The sequence below is a fragment of the Pseudomonas sp. PvP001 genome (genome assembly GCF_040546375.1).
Taxonomy (GTDB): domain Bacteria; phylum Pseudomonadota; class Gammaproteobacteria; order Pseudomonadales; family Pseudomonadaceae; genus Aquipseudomonas; species Aquipseudomonas coleopterorum.
In genome coordinates this window covers 1,140,985-1,159,508 of sequence record NZ_JBEPNQ010000001.1, presented here as the reverse complement: position 1 = coordinate 1,159,508, position 18,524 = coordinate 1,140,985, and the positions used below count along the sequence as shown (strand labels likewise).

Annotated in this window: 13 protein-coding genes and 3 tRNA genes; 4 read left to right on the top strand and 12 right to left on the bottom strand. The window is 62.5% G+C overall.

Annotation, left to right across the window (positions count from 1 at the left end):
- Positions 1-53 precede the first annotated feature (53 nt).
- From ABMD26_RS05280 to ABMD26_RS05225, 12 genes are all read right to left on the bottom strand, one after another.
- Positions 54-1,244: an osmoprotectant NAGGN system M42 family peptidase gene (locus ABMD26_RS05280; RefSeq protein WP_354308476.1), complete on the bottom strand. Its 1,191-nt coding sequence runs from the start codon at positions 1,242-1,244 to the stop codon at positions 54-56.
- A gap of 105 nt (positions 1,245-1,349) precedes the next feature.
- Positions 1,350-3,092 carry an N-acetylglutaminylglutamine synthetase gene (gene ngg, locus ABMD26_RS05275; RefSeq protein WP_354308474.1) on the bottom strand — a complete coding sequence of 581 codons (1,743 nt, stop codon included), beginning with the start codon at positions 3,090-3,092 and terminating at the stop codon, positions 1,350-1,352.
- A 3-nt stretch (positions 3,093-3,095) separates the two neighbouring features.
- A complete protein-coding gene (locus tag ABMD26_RS05270; protein ID WP_192065381.1) occupies positions 3,096-4,868 on the bottom strand; it encodes an N-acetylglutaminylglutamine amidotransferase in 1,773 nt (590 codons plus the stop codon).
- Positions 4,869-5,038: 170 nt separating this feature from the next.
- Positions 5,039-5,803, bottom strand: a complete 765-nt coding sequence (locus ABMD26_RS05265) for an ABC transporter ATP-binding protein (RefSeq protein ID WP_049861474.1) — start codon at positions 5,801-5,803, stop codon at positions 5,039-5,041.
- Between the two features lie 13 nt (positions 5,804-5,816).
- Positions 5,817-6,932, bottom strand: a complete 1,116-nt coding sequence (locus ABMD26_RS05260; RefSeq protein WP_320522133.1) for a succinylglutamate desuccinylase/aspartoacylase family protein — start codon at positions 6,930-6,932, stop codon at positions 5,817-5,819.
- Between the two features lie 9 nt (positions 6,933-6,941).
- The gene (locus ABMD26_RS05255; protein ID WP_049861472.1) at positions 6,942-7,652 is read right to left on the bottom strand and encodes an ABC transporter permease; all 711 of its coding nucleotides are present in this window, start codon (positions 7,650-7,652) and stop codon (positions 6,942-6,944) included.
- On the bottom strand, positions 7,649-8,377 hold the full coding sequence (locus ABMD26_RS05250) for an ABC transporter permease (protein WP_122741620.1): 729 nt from the start codon (positions 8,375-8,377) through the stop codon (positions 7,649-7,651). Before ABMD26_RS05250 ends, ABMD26_RS05255 begins: the two co-directional genes overlap by 4 nt.
- A 68-nt stretch (positions 8,378-8,445) precedes the next feature.
- Complete coding sequence (locus ABMD26_RS05245; protein WP_049861470.1) at positions 8,446-9,228, bottom strand: transporter substrate-binding domain-containing protein; 783 nt, start codon at positions 9,226-9,228, stop codon at positions 8,446-8,448.
- A gap of 256 nt (positions 9,229-9,484) precedes the next feature.
- A complete protein-coding gene (locus ABMD26_RS05240; RefSeq protein ID WP_122741621.1) occupies positions 9,485-11,194 on the bottom strand; it encodes an ATP-dependent DNA ligase in 1,710 nt (569 codons plus the stop codon).
- Positions 11,191-12,201 (bottom strand): ligase-associated DNA damage response exonuclease, encoded by a 1,011-nt coding sequence (locus tag ABMD26_RS05235; protein ID WP_090356843.1) that lies wholly within the window; start codon positions 12,199-12,201, stop codon positions 11,191-11,193. The genes ABMD26_RS05240 and ABMD26_RS05235 overlap by 4 nt, the downstream gene beginning before the upstream one ends.
- Before the next feature lie 144 nt (positions 12,202-12,345).
- A tRNA-Asn gene (locus tag ABMD26_RS05230) sits at positions 12,346-12,421 on the bottom strand.
- A gap of 59 nt (positions 12,422-12,480) precedes the next feature.
- On the bottom strand, positions 12,481-13,677 hold the full coding sequence (locus ABMD26_RS05225; RefSeq protein ID WP_192065394.1) for an amino acid aminotransferase: 1,197 nt from the start codon (positions 13,675-13,677) through the stop codon (positions 12,481-12,483).
- A gap of 286 nt (positions 13,678-13,963) precedes the next feature.
- On the opposite strand from ABMD26_RS05225, the gene uvrB reads away from it, so the two are divergent.
- From uvrB to ABMD26_RS05205, 4 genes are all read left to right on the top strand, one after another.
- The gene (gene uvrB / locus ABMD26_RS05220) at positions 13,964-15,979 is read left to right on the top strand and encodes an excinuclease ABC subunit UvrB (protein WP_049861466.1); all 2,016 of its coding nucleotides are present in this window, start codon (positions 13,964-13,966) and stop codon (positions 15,977-15,979) included.
- Between the two features lie 331 nt (positions 15,980-16,310).
- Complete coding sequence (gltX, locus tag ABMD26_RS05215) at positions 16,311-17,789, top strand: glutamate--tRNA ligase (RefSeq protein WP_043187284.1); 1,479 nt, start codon at positions 16,311-16,313, stop codon at positions 17,787-17,789.
- Between the two features lie 469 nt (positions 17,790-18,258).
- Positions 18,259-18,334 (top strand) — tRNA-Ala (locus ABMD26_RS05210).
- A 69-nt stretch (positions 18,335-18,403) separates the two neighbouring features.
- Positions 18,404-18,479 (top strand) — tRNA-Glu (locus ABMD26_RS05205).
- Positions 18,480-18,524: the final 45 nt, after the last annotated feature.

Sequence of the window (18,524 nt, the reverse complement as noted above, 5' to 3'; positions counted from 1 at the left end):
AGCCTGATGGCAAGGGCAGGGTGGCGCGGTCACTGAGCAGCGCATCAGGCTTCTCAGCTACTGGTTTTCTGCCCCAGTACGTCTTCTACCGCGGGCACGCGAGTGTCCGACTCCATCTGCGCATCGTGCTCCAGTTGATGGCTGAAGCGCTCGAGCGAGCCGGTGTTGGGCTTGGCATCGCTGGCGAATACCGGCGGGCTGAGCATGTAGGCCGTGAGAATCCGGCTGAGCGCACTCAGGCTGTCGATGTGGGTGCGTTCATAGCCGTGGGTGGCATCGCAGCCAAACGCCAACAGTGCCGTGCGGATGTCATGGCCAGCGGTAACGGCGGAATGGGCATCGCTGAAGTAGTAGCGAAACAGATCGCGCCGTACCGGCAATTCGTTGTCATCGGCCAGGCGCAACAGGTGCCGCGACAGGTGATAGTCGTAGGGACCACCGGAGTCCATCATCGCCACACTGACGGCATGCTCGCTCGACTGCTGACCCGGGGCGACCGGCGCGATGTCGATGCCGACGAACTCGCTGACGTCCCAAGGCAACGCAGCTGCCGCACCGGAGCCGGTTTCCTCGGTGATGGTGAACAGCGGGTGACAGTCGATCAGGGGCTCGCAGCCGCTTTCGACGATCGCCTTGAGCGATGCCAGCAGCGCTGCCACACCGGCCTTGTCATCCAGATGGCGAGCGCTGATGTGGCCACTGTCGGTGAACTCGGGCAATGGATCGAACGCGACGTAGTCACCGATATTCACGCCCAGCGATTCGCAATCGGCGCGGGTCGCGCAATAGGCATCCAGGCGCAGTTCGACGTGATCCCAGCTCACCGGCATCTGGTCAATGGCGGTATTGAAGGCATGCCCGGAGGCCATCAGTGGCAGCACGCTGCCACGGATCACACCGTTGTCGGTGAATACACTGACCCGGCTGCCCTCGGCGAAACGGCTCGACCAGCAGCCCACCGGAGCCAGCGACAGGCGCCCGTTGTCCTGCACGGCGCGCACGCTGGCGCCGATGGTGTCCAGATGCGCGGACACGGCGCGGTCCGGCGAATTCTGCTTGCCCTTGAGCGTGGCGCGAATGGTGCCGCGGCGGGTCATTTCGAACGGAATGCCCAGTTCTTCGAGACGCTCGGCCACATAGCGCACGATGGTATCGGTGAACCCGGTAGGGCTGGGAATGGCGAGCATTTCCAACAGCACTTTCTGCAGATACTGGATATCCGGTTCGGGAATTTTGGAAGTCATGGAAACTCCTGAGGTGGATAGAGGTGACAGCGAGGGTGTCACGGGCCCGATAAAACAGGGGCGAGGTGCCTGCACGGTTGACCCGGCAGGCGCCACGTACGGCCGCTACATCGGGCGGCTATGGGGAAACAGCAGGTCGACGAAGCGCTCTGCCGTGGGTTGCGGTTCGTGGTTGGCCAGTCCCACCCGCTCGTTGGCTTCGATGAACACGTACTCCGGCTGGTCGGCAGCCGGCACCAGCAGGTCCAGACCCACCACCGGGATGTCCAGTGCGCGGGCTGCGCGCACCGCTGCGTCGACCAGCACTGGATGAAGGATCTGCGTCACGTCTTCAAGGTGCCCACCGGTGTGCAGGTTGGCGGCCTTGCGTACCGTCAGTTGCTGGCCGCTGGGCAGGATGCTGTCCATGTCGAAACCGGCGGCCTGTACGGTACGCAGGGTTTCCTGGTCAATCGGGATGCGGCTTTCGCCCCCGGTGGCGGCCTGGCGACGGCGACTCTGCACCTCGATCAGGGTGCCGATGTTGGTGTGCCCGTCACCGATGATCTGTGCGGGACGGCGGATGGCCGCTGCGACCACTTCGTAGCCGATGACCACGATGCGCAGGTCGACGCCCTCATGGAAGCTTTCGAGCAGCACTCGGCTGTCGAACTGGCGCGCGTGCTCGATGGCCTCCTGCACCTCCTCCAGCGTACTCAGGTCAACGGCCACACCGTTGCCCTGTTCACCGTCCAGCGGCTTGACCACCACGCGACCATGTTCGTCGAGAAAATCCTGGTTGTCGTCGGCGCTGCCCGCGAGCTGCTGCGACGGCAGGCTCAGGTCAGCGGCTCGCAGCACCTTGTGGGTCAGGCTCTTGTCCTGGCACAGGGTCATGCTCACCGCGCTGGTCAGGTCGCACAGCGACTCGCGGCAGCGGATCCGCCGACCCCCATGGATCAAGGTAAACAGGCCGGCTTCGGCGTCGTCCACCTGCACGTCGATGCCACGACGGAACGCTTCGTCGACGATGATCCGCGCATAGGGGTTGAGATCGGCCTGCGGGCCGGGGCCGAGGAACAACTTCTGGTTGATGCCGTTCTTGCGCTTGATGGCGAAGGTGGGCAGGTTGCGAAAGCCCAGCTTGGCGTAGAGATTCTTGGCCAGACGGTTGTCATGCATGACCGACAGGTCCAGGTAGGCCAGACCACGGCTCATGAAGTGCTCGACCAGATGCCGAACCAGCACTTCGCCCACGCCCGGACGCGTGCAGCGGGGATCGACCGCCAGGCACCACAGGCTGCTGCCTTTTTCCGGATCGCGGAAGGCCTTGGCATGGTTGAGCCCCATGACGCTGCCGATCACATGGCCGGTGTCTTCGTCTTCGGCCAGCCAGTACACCGGACCGCCCTGGTGGCGGGGTGTCAGCAGGCTTTGATCGATAGGCAACATCTTGCGCTTGAGGTACAGCTGGTTGATGGCCTGCCAATCGCCTTCGGTTTGCGCCCGGCGAATACGGAACCCACGGAAGACGCGCTGTGCCGGCCGATAATCACTGAACCACAGACGCAGCGTGTCGGACGGATCGAGAAACAGCTGCTGCGGCGCTTGGGCCAACACCTGCTGGGGCGCGGCCACGTACAGAGCAATGTCGCGCTCGCCCTGCTGCTCGTTGAGCAGTTCGGCAGCCAGTGCTTCGGGGTCCGGATACGTATGGCCGACGAGCAGCCGTCCCCAGCCGCAGTGCAGCGGGCGCTGTTGCAGTTCGTCACTGTTGCCGTCTTCGGCGAAGCGCGCCTGCAGCCGCTCGTACGACGGCGACTGGCCGCGCATCAGACGCTGATTGAAGGCCGTGGCGTGAGCTTTCATCGATCAGAGTCCTTGTTCGCTGAGCCACAGATTCAACGCCGCCAGCTGCCACAGCTTGGAGCCGCGCAGCGGGGTCAGCTGACCTTGCGGGTCGGTCAGCAGGCGGTCGAGCATGTTCGGATTGAACAAGCCGCGGTCCTGGCTAGGGTCCAGCAACAGGTCCCTGACCCAGTTCAGCGTATCGCCTTCCAGATGTTTCAGGCCGGGCACCGGGAAATAACCTTTCTTGCGGTCAATGACCTCGCTCGGAATCACCAGCCGCGCCGCTTCCTTGAGCACTTGCTTGCCGCCGTCAGGCAGCTTGAACTTGCCGGGAATCCTCGCCGAGAGCTCGACCAGGCGGTAGTCCAGAAACGGCGTACGCGCTTCCAGGCCCCAGGCCATGGTCATGTTGTCGACCCGCTTGACCGGGTCGTCGACCAGCATCACCGTGCTGTCCAGGCGCAATGCCTTGTCCACCGCCGCATCGGCACCGGGCATGGCGAAATGTTCGCGCACGAAATCGCCGGCTGCATCGTTGGCGGTCAGCCACTTGGGCGCGACGGTTGCGGCGTAGTCATCGTAGCTGCGGTCGAAGAACGCATCGCGGTAGGCCTGGTACGGATCGCTGGCGCCGTCCACTTGCGGGTACCAATGGTAGCCGGCAAACAGCTCGTCGGCGCCTTGGCCGCTCTGCACCACCTTGCAATGCTTGGCGACTTCGCGTGACAACAGGTAGAAGGCGATGCAGTCGTGGCTCACCATCGGTTCGCTCATCGCGCGGAACGCGGCGGGCAGTTGCTCAATGATTTCGCGTTCTTCGATGCGCAGTTGGTGGTGCTGAGTACCGTAGTGCTTGGCGATCAGGTCCGAATACTGGAACTCGTCGCCGCGCTCGCCACCGGCGTCCTGGAAACCGATGGAGAAGGTCGACAGATCCTTCACGCCCACTTCACGCAACAGGCCCACCAGCATGCTCGAATCGACACCGCCCGAAAGCAGCACGCCGACGTCCACGGCGGCCCGCTGGCGAATGGCAACCGCTTCACGGGTACTCTCCAGCACGCGGTCGCGCCAATCTTCCAGAGTCAGATTGGCTTCATCGGCATGAGGGCCATAAGGCAAGGTCCACCAGATCTGCTGTTCGGTCTTGCCGTTGGCGTCGATGCGCATCCAAGTCGCTGGCGGCAGCTTTTCAATACCTGCGATCAACGTCCGCGGCGCAGGCACGACGGCGTGAAAATTCAGATAGTGGTTCAGCGCCACTGGGTCGAGTATCGGGCTGATGTCGCCACCCTTGAGCAACGCTGGCAGGGCCGAGGCGAAACGCAGGCGCTTGTCGGTGCGCGACAGGTACAACGGCTTCACGCCCAGGCGGTCGCGCGCGATGAACAGGCGCTGCGTATCACGCTCCCAAATGGCAAAGGCGAACATGCCATTGAGCTTGGGCAGCAGCTTTTCACCCCAGGCGTGGTAGCCCTTGAGCAATACTTCGGTGTCGCCACCGGAGTGAAAGCCATAGCCCAGCGCTTCCAGTTCGGCGCGCAGTTCGGGGAAGTTGTAGATGGCGCCGTTGAAGGCCAGGCTCAGCCCGAGGTGGGCATCGGTCATCGGCTGCGCGGAGCCATCCGACAGGTCCATGATCTTCAGCCGACGATGGCCCAGGGCAATCGGCCCTTGGGCCTGAAAGCCCCAAGCGTCCGGGCCGCGTGGGGCCAGGTCGTGGGTGATGCGTTCCACGGCCGCAAGGTCCGCAGGTTGAAAATCGAAGCGCAACTCACCAGCTAATCCGCACATAAGTCCTTACCGGTTTTTCCGTTGGGGAACGGCCGATGGAAGTTCGGCCAGGTATGAAACTGACCGAGGCAGGTAGCGAGAGTTTTAGATCGATCGGTTATAAGGGAGCCGTTCGCTGGGTAGGCATTCGCGGGTAGAACCCGCTCCCACAGGGGTGTGGTACCTGAGGGTTATTTGAGATTGCCGCTGAGAAACTGCCGCAGGCGTTCGCTTTTCGGGCTGCCCAGTACCTGTGCAGGCGAGCCTTCTTCCTCGACCAGGCCCTGATGCAGAAACAGCACCTGGCTGGACACTTCACGGGCGAAGCTCATTTCATGGGTGACCATGATCATGGTGCGTCCTTCCTCGGCGAGGCCCTTGATCACCTTCAACACTTCGCCCACCAGTTCCGGGTCCAGTGCCGAGGTCGGCTCGTCGAACAGCATGACCTCCGGCTCCATGGCCAGGGCGCGGGCAATGGCGACGCGCTGCTGCTGGCCACCGGACAGGAAGGCCGGATACTGGCTGGCCACGCGCTCCGGCAGGCCGACCTTGTCCAGGTAGCGCAACGCCCGTTCCCGCGCTTCGTCCTTGTCGACGCCCAACACCCGGCGCGGGGCCATGGTGATGTTGTCGAGCACGGTCATGTGGCTCCACAGGTTGAAGTGCTGGAACACCATGGCCAGACGCGTGCGCAAGCGCTGCAGTTCTTCGGCATCGGCGACGCGCATGCCGCCACTGTCGGTGGTCATGCGAATGGCCTTGCCATCCAGGCTCATGGCACCGTCGTCAGGCTGTTCGAGGAAGTTGATGCAGCGCAGGAAGGTGCTCTTGCCCGAGCCACTGGCGCCGATCAGGCTGATCACGTCACCCGTGCTGGCCTTGAGCGAAACACCCTTGAGCACCTTGTTGTCGCCATAACTCTTGTGCAGGCCATCGATGGTCAGTTTGTACATGCGCAACAGGTCCTCAAGGTTGAAGTAGATAGCCGCTGCGGCAGGCCTGGGTGCCGGCGACATGGGCGACCAGCATGCCCGCGGTGGCCATGCGACGCAGCGAGCGGGCGTACATCAGCCCCGGCTGCCGGTTACGCACAGGGGTGACCGTGTTGCTCAGCGGATCGATGATCTCGGCGATCAACTGCCCGGCTTCCAGATACTGGCCGGGCACCGCGGTGAACACCAACAGTCCACCCACCGGCGCGGTCACTGGTTCCACGCCGGCCAGCGGCGTGGCGGCGGCGAGCAGTGCTGGCAGCGGTGCTGGCGTGCGGTCGATGGCCCCGGTGCTGGCCAGGTAGTCGAGAATGGCCTGACAGTCGCCGCTGGCCATGGGGTGGTTGACGTCACCCTGGCCGCGCAACTCGACGGTCACAGAAAAGCTGCCCATGGCGATCGGGAAACGCTCGGCAAAGCGCTGCTGAAGTTGCCACCAGAACAGACTGAAGCACTCGTCGAACGACTGCCCGCCCGAGTCGGTGGCCAGCAGGCTGGCCTGAGCGCCCAGGTAGCGTGCCAGTGGTTCTACCAGCGGCCAGGCTTCGGGTGTGGTGTACAAATGCTGCACGGCCTCGAAATCGCAGTGCAGGTCCAGCACCATGTCGGCATCGCATGCCAGGCGCTGCAGGGTCAGGCGCTGCGATTGCAGGGCCGTGGCCGGCTGCAATTGGTTCAGCGCCTGGCTCAGGTGCGTGCGGATCAACGCCGTATTGCGCGCCTCATCATCACCCAGCAGCGGCTCGACGGCGCAGCCGACCTGATCGGCCAGGTCGACGAAACGACGATTGAAGTTCTCGCCGGTTTCCAGCTCGTAGCGGCCCAGTGGCGTGTCCATGACGATCTGATCGAGCCCGGCGGGGTTGGCGATCGGTACGATGACCACCTGCTGGCGCAGCAGTCCTGCGTCCTCCAGTTCGGCCAGACGCTGGCGCAGGTGCCAGGCAACCAGCATCCCCGGCAACTCGTCGGCGTGCAGCGAGGCCTGGATATAGACCTTGCCGGCACCCGTCGGGCCGTAGCTGAAGCTGTGGATCTGGCGCGCGGTGCCGGGCAGGCGAGCCAGCAATTCATGAATGTCGTGTTGCATGTTCAGGTCCTAGTGCGTCGGGCCGAGAAAGGCCAGCCAGCGGCGTTCGGCCAGGCGAAACAGTCCGACCAGGGCGAAGGTGATGGTCAGGTAGATCAGCGCGGCGATGCCGAAGGATTGGAAGGTCAGGAAGGTCGCCGAGTTGGCATCCCGTGCGACCTTGAGGATGTCCGGGATGGTGGCAGTGAACGCCACCGTGGTCGAGTGCAGCATGAGGATCACTTCGTTGCTGTAGTAGGGCAGCGAACGGCGCAGGGCCGACGGCATGATCACGTAGGCATACAGCTTCCAGCCGCTCAGGCCATAGGCCTTGGCCGCCTCGACCTCGCCGTGGTTCATGCTGCGGATCGCCCCGGCGAAGATCTCCGTGGTGTAGGCGCAGGTGTTCAGGGCGAAGGCCAGGATCGTGCAGTTCATCGCGTCGCGGAAGAAGTCGTTGAGCAGGGGCTGCCCTCGCACGGCTTCCAGGCTGTAGATGCCGGTGTAGCAGATCAGCAGCTGGATATAGAGCGGCGTTCCGCGGAACAGGTAGGTGTAGAACTGCACCGGCCAGCGCACCCAGCGCCGGCTCGAGACGCGGGCGATCGACAGCGGCACCGAAACCACGAAGCCGATTACCAGCGCCGCACTGAGCAGCCACAGGGTCATGGCCAGGCCGGTGATGTTCTGGCCATCGGAATAAAGGAACGGCCGCCAGTATTCTTGAAGAAGTTCGATCATCGCAGCGCCTCCCGGGTGCCCGCGCTGTAGCGTCGTTCAAGCCAGCGCAGGGCGATGTTGGACGCGCTGGTGATCAGCAGATAGATGAGCGCGGCCAGCACCAGGAAATAGAACAGTTGATAGGTGCTCTTGCCCGCATCCTGGGCGGCCTTGACCAGATCGGCCAGGCCGATGATCGAGACCAGCGCCGTGGCCTTGAGCATGACCATCCAGTTGTTGCCGATGCCGGGCAGGGCGTAACGCATCATTTGCGGGAAGACCACGTAGCGGAAACGCTGCGAGCGCTTGAGGCCGTAGGCCGTGGCCGCTTCGAGCTGGCCGCGCGGCACGGCGAGCATGGCGCCACGGAAGGTTTCGGTGAAATAGGCGCCATAGATGAAGCCCAGGGTAATGACCCCGGCGGCGAAAGGATCGATCTCGATGTAGTCCCATTCAAGGGCTTCGGTCAGGCCGGTCAACCAGGTCTGCAGGCTGTAGAAAATCAGCAGCATCAGCACCAGGTCGGGCACGCCGCGGATCAGGGTGGTGTAGAGCTGGGCAGGTACGCGCAGCACTGCCGTACCGGACAGCTTGGCGCTGGCGCCGATCAGGCCCAGCACCACGCTGACCAGCAGCGACAGCAGGGACAGCTTGATGGTCATCCAGGTGCCTTCGAGCAGCAGCGGGCCAAAGCCCTTCAAACTGAACGCGGACAACCCGAGGTACTGCAAAAGGTCGTCGAACATGAATCTGGCCTGTGCCGGTCAAAAAAACGCCCATCCCCGAGCGGGAATGGGCGCTGTCACAGCGGGACTTACTTGCCGCTGTACAGGTTCAGCTCACCGAAGTGCTTCTTCTGGATTTCGGTGTAGGTGCCATCATCGTGTAACGCTTTGATACCTTTATCGATCAACGCCTTGAGTTCCTTGTTACCTTTGGCGATACCCACGGCGGTCTTGGACGGCAACAGCTCGCTGTCGATCGGCTCGCTGACTTCATAGCCCGCACCCTGCGGCGATTTCAGGAAGCCCAGTTCGGCCTGCAGCATGTCTTGGATCGAAGCGTCCAGACGACCCGAGATCAAGTCGGCGTAGACTTGGTCCTGGTTCTGGTAGGCCTGGGTCTTGATACCTGCCTTGTCCAGCACGGCCTTGGCGTAGGCCTCCTGGATGGTGCCTTGTTCGTAACCTACGGTCTTGCCCTTGAGCGAAGCCAGGTCGGTGCTCAGGCCTGCACCTTTCTTGAACACCAGCGAGGTCGGGCCGGAAAATAGCTCGTTGGAGAAGTCGATGACTTTCTCACGGGCAGGGGTCACGGTCATCGAGGAAATCACGCCGTCGAACTTCTTCGCCTTGAGGCCTGGAATCATGCCGTCGAAATCACTTTCGACCCATTTGCAGGTGACCTTCAGCTCCTTGCAGATGGCATTGCCCAGATCGATGTCGAAGCCCACCAGGCTGCCATCGGCTGCCTTGGATTCGAACGGTGCGTAGGATGGATCGACCCCGAAACGCAACTCCTTGTATTCCTTGGCCATCGCGCTGCCGGCCGAGAACGCCAGGGCCAGAGCAGAAAGGGTCAGCAATGCTTTTTTCATCGTGCAGTCCTTAAAACCAGTTGAATGCGTTGGGTGAGGGCGATGTGCGTTACCGGCGAGTGCCAGACATCATTTTGATAGCAATTTCCGCACCATAGTCCCAGTGCAGACCCGCTTGAGTAAGGTTGTGTCGCGTCGCTGAAACTTTTCCACGGGCTCGCAGGCTGCGGGTCGCCAGAGGCGCGTGCCATTGGTACAGCAATGCCCTGAAATAATCCATGGCAAAAAAATGCACCTTGGCGGTGCATTCAGTGCATCAGGCCAGGAGGTCCTGCAGGGTCGCCAGACTGTCGGCTTCGGCCACCGGTTTGTCATGGCGCCAGCGCAACATGCGTGGAAAGCGTACAGCGATGCCGCTCTTGTGACGCTTGGACAGGGCGATGCCCTCGAACCCCAATTCGAACACCAGCGTCGGCGTCACGCTACGCACCGGGCCGAATTTCTCCACGGTGGTCTTGCGCACGATCGCGTCGACCTTGCGCATCTCTTCGTCGGTCAATCCGGAATAGGCCTTGGCGAATGGCACCAACGTGCGCTCGGACGCTTCCGGCGGACCGTCCCACACGGCAAACGTGTAGTCGCTGTACAGGCTCGCCCGGCGCCCATGGCCGGCCTGGGCATAGATCAAAACCGCGTCGACGCTAAAGGGGTCCACCTTCCATTTCCACCAGGTGCCCATGTCCTTGGTCCGGCCCACGCCGTAGAGTGAATCGCGCGCCTTGAGCATCATGCCCTCGACCCCCAGTGTCCGCGAGGCCTCGCGCTGTCGGCCCAGATCCAGCCAGTCTTCGCCGGTCAGTACCGGCGAAGGACGCAGTACCGGATCGGCGGCCTGCGCGATGACCTGTTCCATCTGTGTGCGACGTTCGTGTTGCGGACGGCTGCGCCAGTCTTCCCCGTGCCATTCGAGCAGGTCATAGGCGAGCACCACCACGGGAATCTCTTCGAGAATCTTCTTGCTCAAGGTCTTGCGACCGATGCGCTGTTGCAGCAGAGCGAACGGCTGCACCGCCGGTGCATCTGCCGAGGTGCTCGATGCATCGTCCAGGCTGAAATCCTCGGGCGCCACATCCGCCGGTGGCGGAGTCTTCCAGACCACGATCTCGCCGTCGATCACGGTGCCGTCAGGCAGGCTTGCGGTCAGGGAGTGCAGCTCGGGAAAGCGATCCGACACCAGCTCCTCGCCTCGCGACCAGATCCACAGGCGTCCGTCCCGCTTGACCAGCTGCGCGCGGATCCCGTCCCATTTCCACTCCACCTGCCAATCACTGCTAGGGCCCAGCAGGGTGTCGAACTGATCGACCGGTTGTTGCAGCGAATGAGCGAGAAAGAACGGGTACGGCTGGCCGCCACGCTGGGCATGCTCGTCCGAGGATTCCTCGGCGATCAGCTTGAGGTAGCTGTCGGCAACCGGACGGTGCGAAAGGTCGGTGTAGCCCACCAGGCGCTGGGCCACGCGTTTGCTGTCCAGACCGGCCATCTGCGCCAGCGCTCGGGTCACCAGCAGTTTCGAAACGCCCACGCGGAAACTGCCGGTGATCAGCTTCAGGCACAGCATCAGGCTGGCGCGGTCCAGCTGAGCCCACAGCGGCGGCAAGCGCTCGTGCAATTCTTCAGGTGGCAGCCCGCGCAGGGGCAGCAGGGCGTTCTCCAGCCACCAGGCCAGGCCTTCGTCGCTGGTCTGTTCGGCCTCGGGCAGCAGCAGCGAAAACGTCTCGGCCAGATCGCCTACCGCCTGATAACTTTCTTCGAACAACCATTCGGGCACGTTCGCCAGTTTGATGGCCAACTCGCGCAAGACCTTGGTCGGCACCAGTTGCCGGGGACGGCCGCCGGAGAGGAAATACACCGCCCAGGCGGCATCAGCCGGCTGCGCCTGACGGAAGTAGTCTTCCAGAAACTGACGCTTGGCATTGGTCGAAGTGGTTTCGTCGAGATTGGCATACAACTGTGCGAACGCTTTCAAGACGTGGCCTCCTGAGGTTCCTCTTCGTCACCGTATTCAGTGGTGAAGCCCTGGGCGTCCAGACCGATGTCGCGCAGGTAGCGCACCAGCACTTCCACCGAGCCGTGGGTCACCATCACCCGCTCGGCACCGGTCTGCTCGATGGCCCACAGCAGCCCGGGCCAGTCGGCGTGGTCGGACAGCACGAAGCCACGGTCCACACCGCGGCGCCGACGGGTACCGCGCAGACGCATCCAGCCACTGGCGAAAGCATCGCTGTAGTCGCCGAAACGGCGCATCCAGGTACTGCCGCCGGCTGAAGGCGGCGCGATGATCAGGGCATTGCGCAACGCCGGGTCGGTTTTCTTGAAGTCACCTGCATACTGGGTTTCCGGGATGTAGACGCCGGCATCGCGGTACACCCGATTCAACGGCTCCACCGAACCATGGGCCAGGATCGGCCCGATGCTGGCATCGATGCCGTGCAGCAAGCGCTGAGCCTTGCCGAACGCGTAGGCGAACAGAACGCTGGCTTTGCCCTGCTCGGCGTTGGCACGCCACCACTGGTTCACTTCCTCGAAAATCTCCGCCTGCGGCTGCCAGCGATAGATCGGTAGGCCGAACGTCGATTCGGTAATGAAGGTGTGACATTGCACCGGCTCGAAGGGCGCGCACGTACCGTCCGGCTCGACTTTATAGTCACCGGAAGCGACCCACACCTCACCCTTGTATTCCAGGCGGACCTGGGCCGAGCCCAGCACGTGTCCGGCCGGATGAAAGCTCAGCGTCACGCCGTTGTGCTGCAGGACTTCCCCGTACTCGAGCAACTGCAGATTGATGTCCTGGCCAAGACGGGTGCGCAGGATGCCTTCACCCGGCGCTGCCGCCAGATAGTGTTCATTGCCGGTCCGTGCATGGTCGCCGTGACCATGGGTGATCACCGAACGCTCGACGGGCCGCCACGGGTCGATATAGAAATCCCCGGCGGTGCAATACAGGCCTTCGGGACGCGCGACGACTAGGTCCATGGCAGGTGGCCAGGTGATGGGTGTGTTGTTATGAGCGGGCAGGGCAGGGGAAAGTTCGAAGGCGAAGGCGTCGGGAAGCGCTGCACAAGGGCCACCGTGCAGGCAAAAAAAAGCCCCTGCAATGAGGGGCTTTCTTTCAGTATTTGGCTCCACGACCTGGACTCGAACCAGGGACCCAATGATTAACAGTCATTTGCTCTACCAACTGAGCTATCGCGGAATCTGCTGCGTATGTTACTGATTGCTAAGGGGAAGTCAAGCCTCCCCCAGGCAAAAAGGCTACAGCACCTGGACGATGGCCTTGATCACGCCATCGATGTTGCGCTGGTTCAGCGCGGCCACGCAGATACGCCCGGTGTCCAGTGCGTAGATGCCGAACTCGTTGCGCAGGCGAGCGACCTGCTCGGCGCTCAGCCCCGAATAGGAAAACATGCCGGCCTGACGGGCGACGAAACCGAAATCGCGGTTCGCACCCTGGGCCGCCAGTCCCTCGACCATCTGCAGACGCATGCCGCGAATGCGCTGGCGCATCTCGCCCAGCTCGTCCTCCCACATGGCGCGCAGCTCCGGGCTGTTCAATACGTTGGCCACGATCATTGCGCCATGGGTCGGCGGGTTGGAGTAGTTGGTGCGAATGACGCGTTTGATCTGCGACAGCACGCGAGAGGTCTCGTCGCTCGACTGGGTGACGATCGACAATGCGCCGACACGCTCGCCATACAGCGAGAACGATTTGGAGAACGAGCTGGAAACGAAGAAGCTCAAACCCGACTCGGCGAACAGGCGCACGGCCGCGGCGTCTTCATGGATACCGTCGCCGAAACCCTGGTAGGCCATGTCGAGGAACGGCACATGACCCTTGCGCTTGACCACGTCCAGCACGTTGACCCAGTCGGATGCACCGAGGTCGACGCCGGTCGGGTTGTGGCAGCAGGCATGCAGCACGACGATGGAACCGGCGGGCAGGGCGTCGAGGTCTTCGAGCATGCCTGAACGGTTCACGTCGTTGCTGGTCGCATCATAGTAGCGATAGTTCTGCACGTTGAAACCGGCGGTTTCGAACAGGGCGCGATGGTTTTCCCAGCTGGGGTCACTGATCGCGACCACGGCGTCAGGCGACAGCTGCTTGAGGAAGTCGGCGCCGATCTTCAGGGCGCCGGTACCACCGACGGCCTGCGTGGTCACCACGCGACCTGCCGCCAGCAGCGGGGACTGGGCTCCGAAGATCAGGGTCTGTACAGCCTTGTCGTAGGCGGCGATACCGTCGATGGGCAGGTAGCCACGTGCGGCGTGCTGTGCAACGCGCTGGGTTTCGGCTTCGATCACCGCGCGCAGCAGGGGAATTCGCCCCTCTTCGTTGCAGTACACGCCAACGCCCAGATTCACCTTGTCGGTGCGGGTGTCGGCGTTGAATGCTTCGTTGAGGCCCAGGATAGGATCGCGGGGTGCCAATTCGACAGCGGAAAACAGGCTCATTTTTACCGTAGCTCTGATCGGGAGTGAAGAGGATGCACGCTTCATCCATGCGGCACGAAGCGGTGCACGAGTGGGGAGTCAGTATAAAGACGCTTGGCCCATGGGGCGACAGGTTGCACCTGGTTTTACCGATTTTTGCCGATTATTTTTCGACCATTGGTCCCGTGCTTGCCGAAGGTCTTGGGCCATGCCCTTGAAACTTGCCGCAACAGGTGCCAATTAGGGTTGAGTACTGTCTATAAATACAGTCGGAAAAGTCCGGCTGTAGCGACTCATGAGGTGTGGCATGTCCGAGTTTCAACTGGTTACCCGTTTCGAGCCGGCCGGCGATCAGCCGGAAGCCATCCGTCTGATGGTGGAAGGTATCGAAGCGGGCCTGGCGCACCAGACCTTGCTGGGGGTAACCGGGTCGGGCAAGACGTTCAGCATCGCCAACGTGATTGCGCAGGTTCAGCGCCCGACGCTGGTGCTGGCGCCGAACAAGACCTTGGCCGCTCAGCTGTACGGTGAGTTCAAGGCGTTCTTTCCGAACAACGCGGTCGAATATTTCGTTTCCTATTACGACTACTACCAGCCCGAGGCCTACGTGCCATCGTCGGACACCTTCATCGAGAAGGATTCCTCGATCAACGACCACATCGAGCAGATGCGCCTGTCCGCGACCAAGGCGTTGCTCGAACGCAAGGACGCCATCATCGTCACCACGGTGTCATGCATCTACGGTCTGGGCAGTCCCGAAACCTATCTGAAAATGGTTCTGCACGTCGACCGCGGCGACAAGCTCGACCAGCGCGCGCTGCTGCGCCGGCTCGCCGACCTGCAATACACCCGCAACGAGATCGACTTCGCCCGTGCCACCTTCCGCGTGCGTGGTGACGTGATCGACGTGTTCCCCGCCGAATCCGATCTGGAAGCCATCCGTATCGAGCTGTTCGATGATGAAGTCGAGAACATCGCCGCGTTCGATCCGCTGACCGGCGAGGTCACGCGCAAGTTGCCACGGTTCACCTTCTACCCCAAGAGCCACTACGTCACCCCACGGGAAACCCTGCTGGGCGCCGTGGAAGGCATCAAGGAAGAACTCAAGGACCGCCTGGACTACTTCCGCGACAAGAACAAACTGGTCGAAGCCCAGCGGCTTGAACAGCGCACGCGCTTCGATCTGGAAATGATCCTGGAGCTGGGCTACTGCAACGGCATCGAAAACTATTCCCGCTACCTGTCCGGACGTCCCGCCGGCGCAGCGCCGCCCACCCTCTATGACTACCTGCCCCCTGACGCCTTGCTGGTGATCGACGAGTCCCACGTCAGCGTTCCGCAGGTGGGCGCCATGTACAAGGGCGACCGCTCACGCAAGGAAACCCTGGTCGAATACGGTTTCCGCCTGCCCTCGGCGCTGGACAACCGACCCATGCGTTTCGACGAATGGGAAGGGGTGAGCCCCCAGACCATTTTCGTCTCGGCCACCCCTGGCAACTACGAGGCCGAGCATGCCGGGAGAATCATCGAGCAGGTGGTACGGCCGACCGGTCTGGTCGATCCCCAGGTCGAGGTGCGGCCCGCATTGACCCAGGTCGACGATTTGCTGTCGGAGATTCGCAAGCGGGTGGCCAACGACGACCGCATTCTGGTCACCGTACTCACCAAGCGCATGGCCGAGGACCTTACCGATTACCTGGCCGACCATGACGTGCGCGTGCGCTACCTGCACTCGGACATCGATACCGTGGAGCGAGTGGAGATCATCCGCGACCTGCGTCTGGGCGCATTCGATGTGATCGTGGGGATCAACCTGCTCCGCGAAGGCCTGGACATGCCCGAGGTTTCGCTGGTGGCGATCCTGGATGCCGACAAGGAAGGGTTCCTGCGTTCGGATCGCTCGCTGATCCAGACCATCGGCCGTGCCGCGCGAAACCTCAATGGCCGGGCCATCCTCTATGCCGATCGCATGACCGGCTCGATGGAGCGCGCCATCGGTGAGACCGAGCGTCGTCGCGAGAAGCAGATCGCTTTCAACGAAGCCAACGGCATCGTGCCCAAGGGCGTGGTCAAGGACGTCGCCGATATCATGGAAGGCGCCACCGTGCCTGGCTCGCGCAGCAAGAAGCGCAAGGGCATGGCCAAGGCCGCCGAGGAAAATGCGCGCTACGAAAACGAACTGCGCTCGCCGAGCGAAATCACCAAGCGCATCAAGCAACTGGAAGAAAAGATGTATCAATTGGCCCGCGACCTGGAATTCGAAGCCGCCGCGCAGATGCGCGACGAAATCGGCAAACTGCGCGAGCGCTTGCTCAAGGTCTGATCACGAGCCGTTCCCATTCGCGGCCGCTGACCGCTCCTACGAGAGATCTGCAAATGCACATCTGTAGGAGCGGTCAGCGGCCGCGAAAGGCCACACCAGAGCCAACCCGCAAACGCACGACCTGTGGGGGCGGGGCGGCTAGCCCTCTGCCCGCGAAGGCCACACCAGAGCCGACCCGCAAACGTACGACCTGTGGGAGCGGGCTCTGCCCGCGAAGGCCACGCCACCGTCCCACAGCCGAACGCCCACACCCCCTGCCACACGATTCTGGAGCCTGCCCCCCAAGCCCTGCTAACATCGGCGTTTCGATTCAACCTGCTCGAGACCCTCAATGACCGTTCGTACGCGTATCGCCCCATCGCCCACCGGCGACCCCCATGTCGGCACGGCCTACATCGCCCTGTTCAACTATTGCTTTGCCAAACAGCATGGCGGCGAATTCATCCTGCGCATCGAAGACACCGACCAGTTGCGCTCGACTCGCGAATCCGAGCAGCAGATCTTCGACGCCCTGCGCTGGCTCGGCATCGAGTGGAGCGAGGGCCCCGACGTAGGCGGCCCACATGGTCCGTACCGGCAGAGCGAGCGGGGCGATATCTACAAGCAATACGCCCAGCAACTGGTCGACATGGGCCACGCATTCCCGTGCTTCTGCACCGCCGAAGAACTCGACCAGATGCGCGCCGAACAGACCGCCCGTGGCGAAACCCCTCGTTACGACGGCCGCGCGCTGTTGCTGTCGGCCGAGGAAGTCCAGCGCCGCCTGGCCGCCGGCGAACCCCACGTCATCCGCATGAAGGTCCCCACCGAAGGCGTCTGCGTGGTTCCCGACATGCTGCGTGGCGATGTAGAAATCCCATGGGACCGCATGGACATGCAGGTCCTGATGAAGACCGACGGCCTGCCTACCTACTTCCTGGCCAATGTGGTCGACGACCACCTGATGGGCATCACCCACGTGCTGCGCGGCGAAGAATGGCTGCCGTCGGCGCCCAAGCTGATGAAGCTCTACGAATACTTCGGCTGGGAGCAACCGGCGCTGTGCTACATGCCGCTGCTGCGCAATCCGGACAAGAGCAAGCTGTCCAAGCGCAAGAACCCGACCTCGGTGACCTTCTACGAGCGCATGGGCTTCATGCCCGAAGCCATGCTTAACTACCTGGGCCGCATGGGCTGGTCGATGCCTGACGAACGCGAGAAATTCTCCCTCGCCGAAATGGTCGAGCACTTCGATCTCTCCCGCGTTTCCCTGGGTGGCCCGATCTTCGACATCGAGAAGCTCTCGTGGCTCAACGGCCAGTGGCTGCGCGAGCTGCCGGTACAGGAGTTTGCCGCACGTGTGCAGCAGTGGGCGTTCAATCCCGACTACATGATGAAGATCGCGCCGCACGTGCAGGGCAGGGTAGAGACCTTCAGTCAGATCGTTCCGCTGGGCGGTTTCTTCTTCGCCGGCGGCCTTCAGCTGGATGCCCGCCTGTTCGAGAGCAAGAAGCTTTCCGCCGACCAGGTGCGGCAGTTGATGCAGTTGATCCTCTGGAAGCTGGAAAGCCTGCGCCAGTGGGACAAGGAGCGCATCACTGCAACCATCCAGGCGGTGGTCGAGTCGCTCGGCCTGAAGCTGCGTGACGCCATGCCTCTGATGTTTGCCGCGATCACCGGGCAAGCCAGTTCGGTGTCGGTCCTGGACGCCATGGAAATCCTCGGCCCCGATCTGACCCGCTTCCGCCTGCGCCAGGCCCTTGATCTGCTCGGCGGTGTTTCCAAGAAAGAAAACAAGGAATGGGAAAAGCTCCTGGCCGCGATCGCCTGACCCCCGACGCGGCTCGCGCCGCTGCTACAGAAGATCGCGGGCCCGGGTGCATCCGGTGCACCACCATCCCTGTAGCAGCGGCGCAAGCCGCGTCCGAACGCGCCGCGTTCTGCCAGGCACACCCCAGCGCGCCGATGCACCACGATCCCTGTAGCAGCGGCGCAAGCCGCGTCCGAACGCGCCGCGTTCTGCCAGGCACACCCCAGCGCGCCGATGCACCACGATCCCTGTAGCAGCGGCGCAAGCCGCGTCCGAACGCGCCGCGTTCTGCCAGGCACACCCCAGCGCGCCGATGCACCACGATCCCCGTAGCAGCGGCGCAAGCCGCGTCGCTCTTCGCCCAAACCCAGCAAAACCGGTAAGTCCCTGTAATCGCGATAAAAAACTTCGAAATAATTCTGAAAATAAGTTTGACACCCTGGCGAGGCCGTCTTAATATGCGCCCCGTCCACACAGCAACACACTGTTTGGGGCTATAGCTCAGCTGGGAGAGCGCTTGCATGGCATGCAAGAGGTCAACGGTTCGATCCCGTTTAGCTCCACCAAATTCCAGGCTTGATGTCGCAATTTGACAACGAGCCGATCAGTTCCAGACTGATCTTGGTAGAAGGTATGTCCCCTTCGTCTAGTGGCCTAGGACACCGCCCTTTCACGGCGGTAACAGGGGTTCGAGTCCCCTAGGGGACGCCAGTTGTATAGAAATATAGAGTGAAGTCGATATTCCGCCGCAGGGCG

What these genes read in the sequence shown, in the direction of transcription:
- ABMD26_RS05265 (WP_049861474.1), bottom strand. Translation starts at nt 5,803, where the DNA reads ATGTACAAACTGACCATCGATGGCCTGCACAAGAGTTATGGCGACAAC.
- ngg (WP_354308474.1), bottom strand. Translation starts at nt 3,092, where the DNA reads ATGAAAGCTCACGCCACGGCCTTCAATCAGCGTCTGATGCGCGGCCAG.
- ABMD26_RS05250 (WP_122741620.1), bottom strand. Translation starts at nt 8,377, where the DNA reads ATGTTCGACGACCTTTTGCAGTACCTCGGGTTGTCCGCGTTCAGTTTG.
- uvrB (WP_049861466.1), top strand. Translation starts at nt 13,964, where the DNA reads ATGTCCGAGTTTCAACTGGTTACCCGTTTCGAGCCGGCCGGCGATCAG.
- ABMD26_RS05260 (WP_320522133.1), bottom strand. Translation starts at nt 6,932, where the DNA reads ATGCAACACGACATTCATGAATTGCTGGCTCGCCTGCCCGGCACCGCG.
- ABMD26_RS05270 (WP_192065381.1), bottom strand. Translation starts at nt 4,868, where the DNA reads ATGTGCGGATTAGCTGGTGAGTTGCGCTTCGATTTTCAACCTGCGGAC.
- ABMD26_RS05280 (WP_354308476.1), bottom strand. Translation starts at nt 1,244, where the DNA reads ATGACTTCCAAAATTCCCGAACCGGATATCCAGTATCTGCAGAAAGTG.
- ABMD26_RS05235 (WP_090356843.1), bottom strand. Translation starts at nt 12,201, where the DNA reads ATGGACCTAGTCGTCGCGCGTCCCGAAGGCCTGTATTGCACCGCCGGG.
- ABMD26_RS05225 (WP_192065394.1), bottom strand. Translation starts at nt 13,677, where the DNA reads ATGAGCCTGTTTTCCGCTGTCGAATTGGCACCCCGCGATCCTATCCTG.
- ABMD26_RS05255 (WP_049861472.1), bottom strand. Translation starts at nt 7,652, where the DNA reads ATGATCGAACTTCTTCAAGAATACTGGCGGCCGTTCCTTTATTCCGAT.
- ABMD26_RS05245 (WP_049861470.1), bottom strand. Translation starts at nt 9,228, where the DNA reads ATGAAAAAAGCATTGCTGACCCTTTCTGCTCTGGCCCTGGCGTTCTCG.
- gltX (WP_043187284.1), top strand. Translation starts at nt 16,311, where the DNA reads ATGACCGTTCGTACGCGTATCGCCCCATCGCCCACCGGCGACCCCCAT.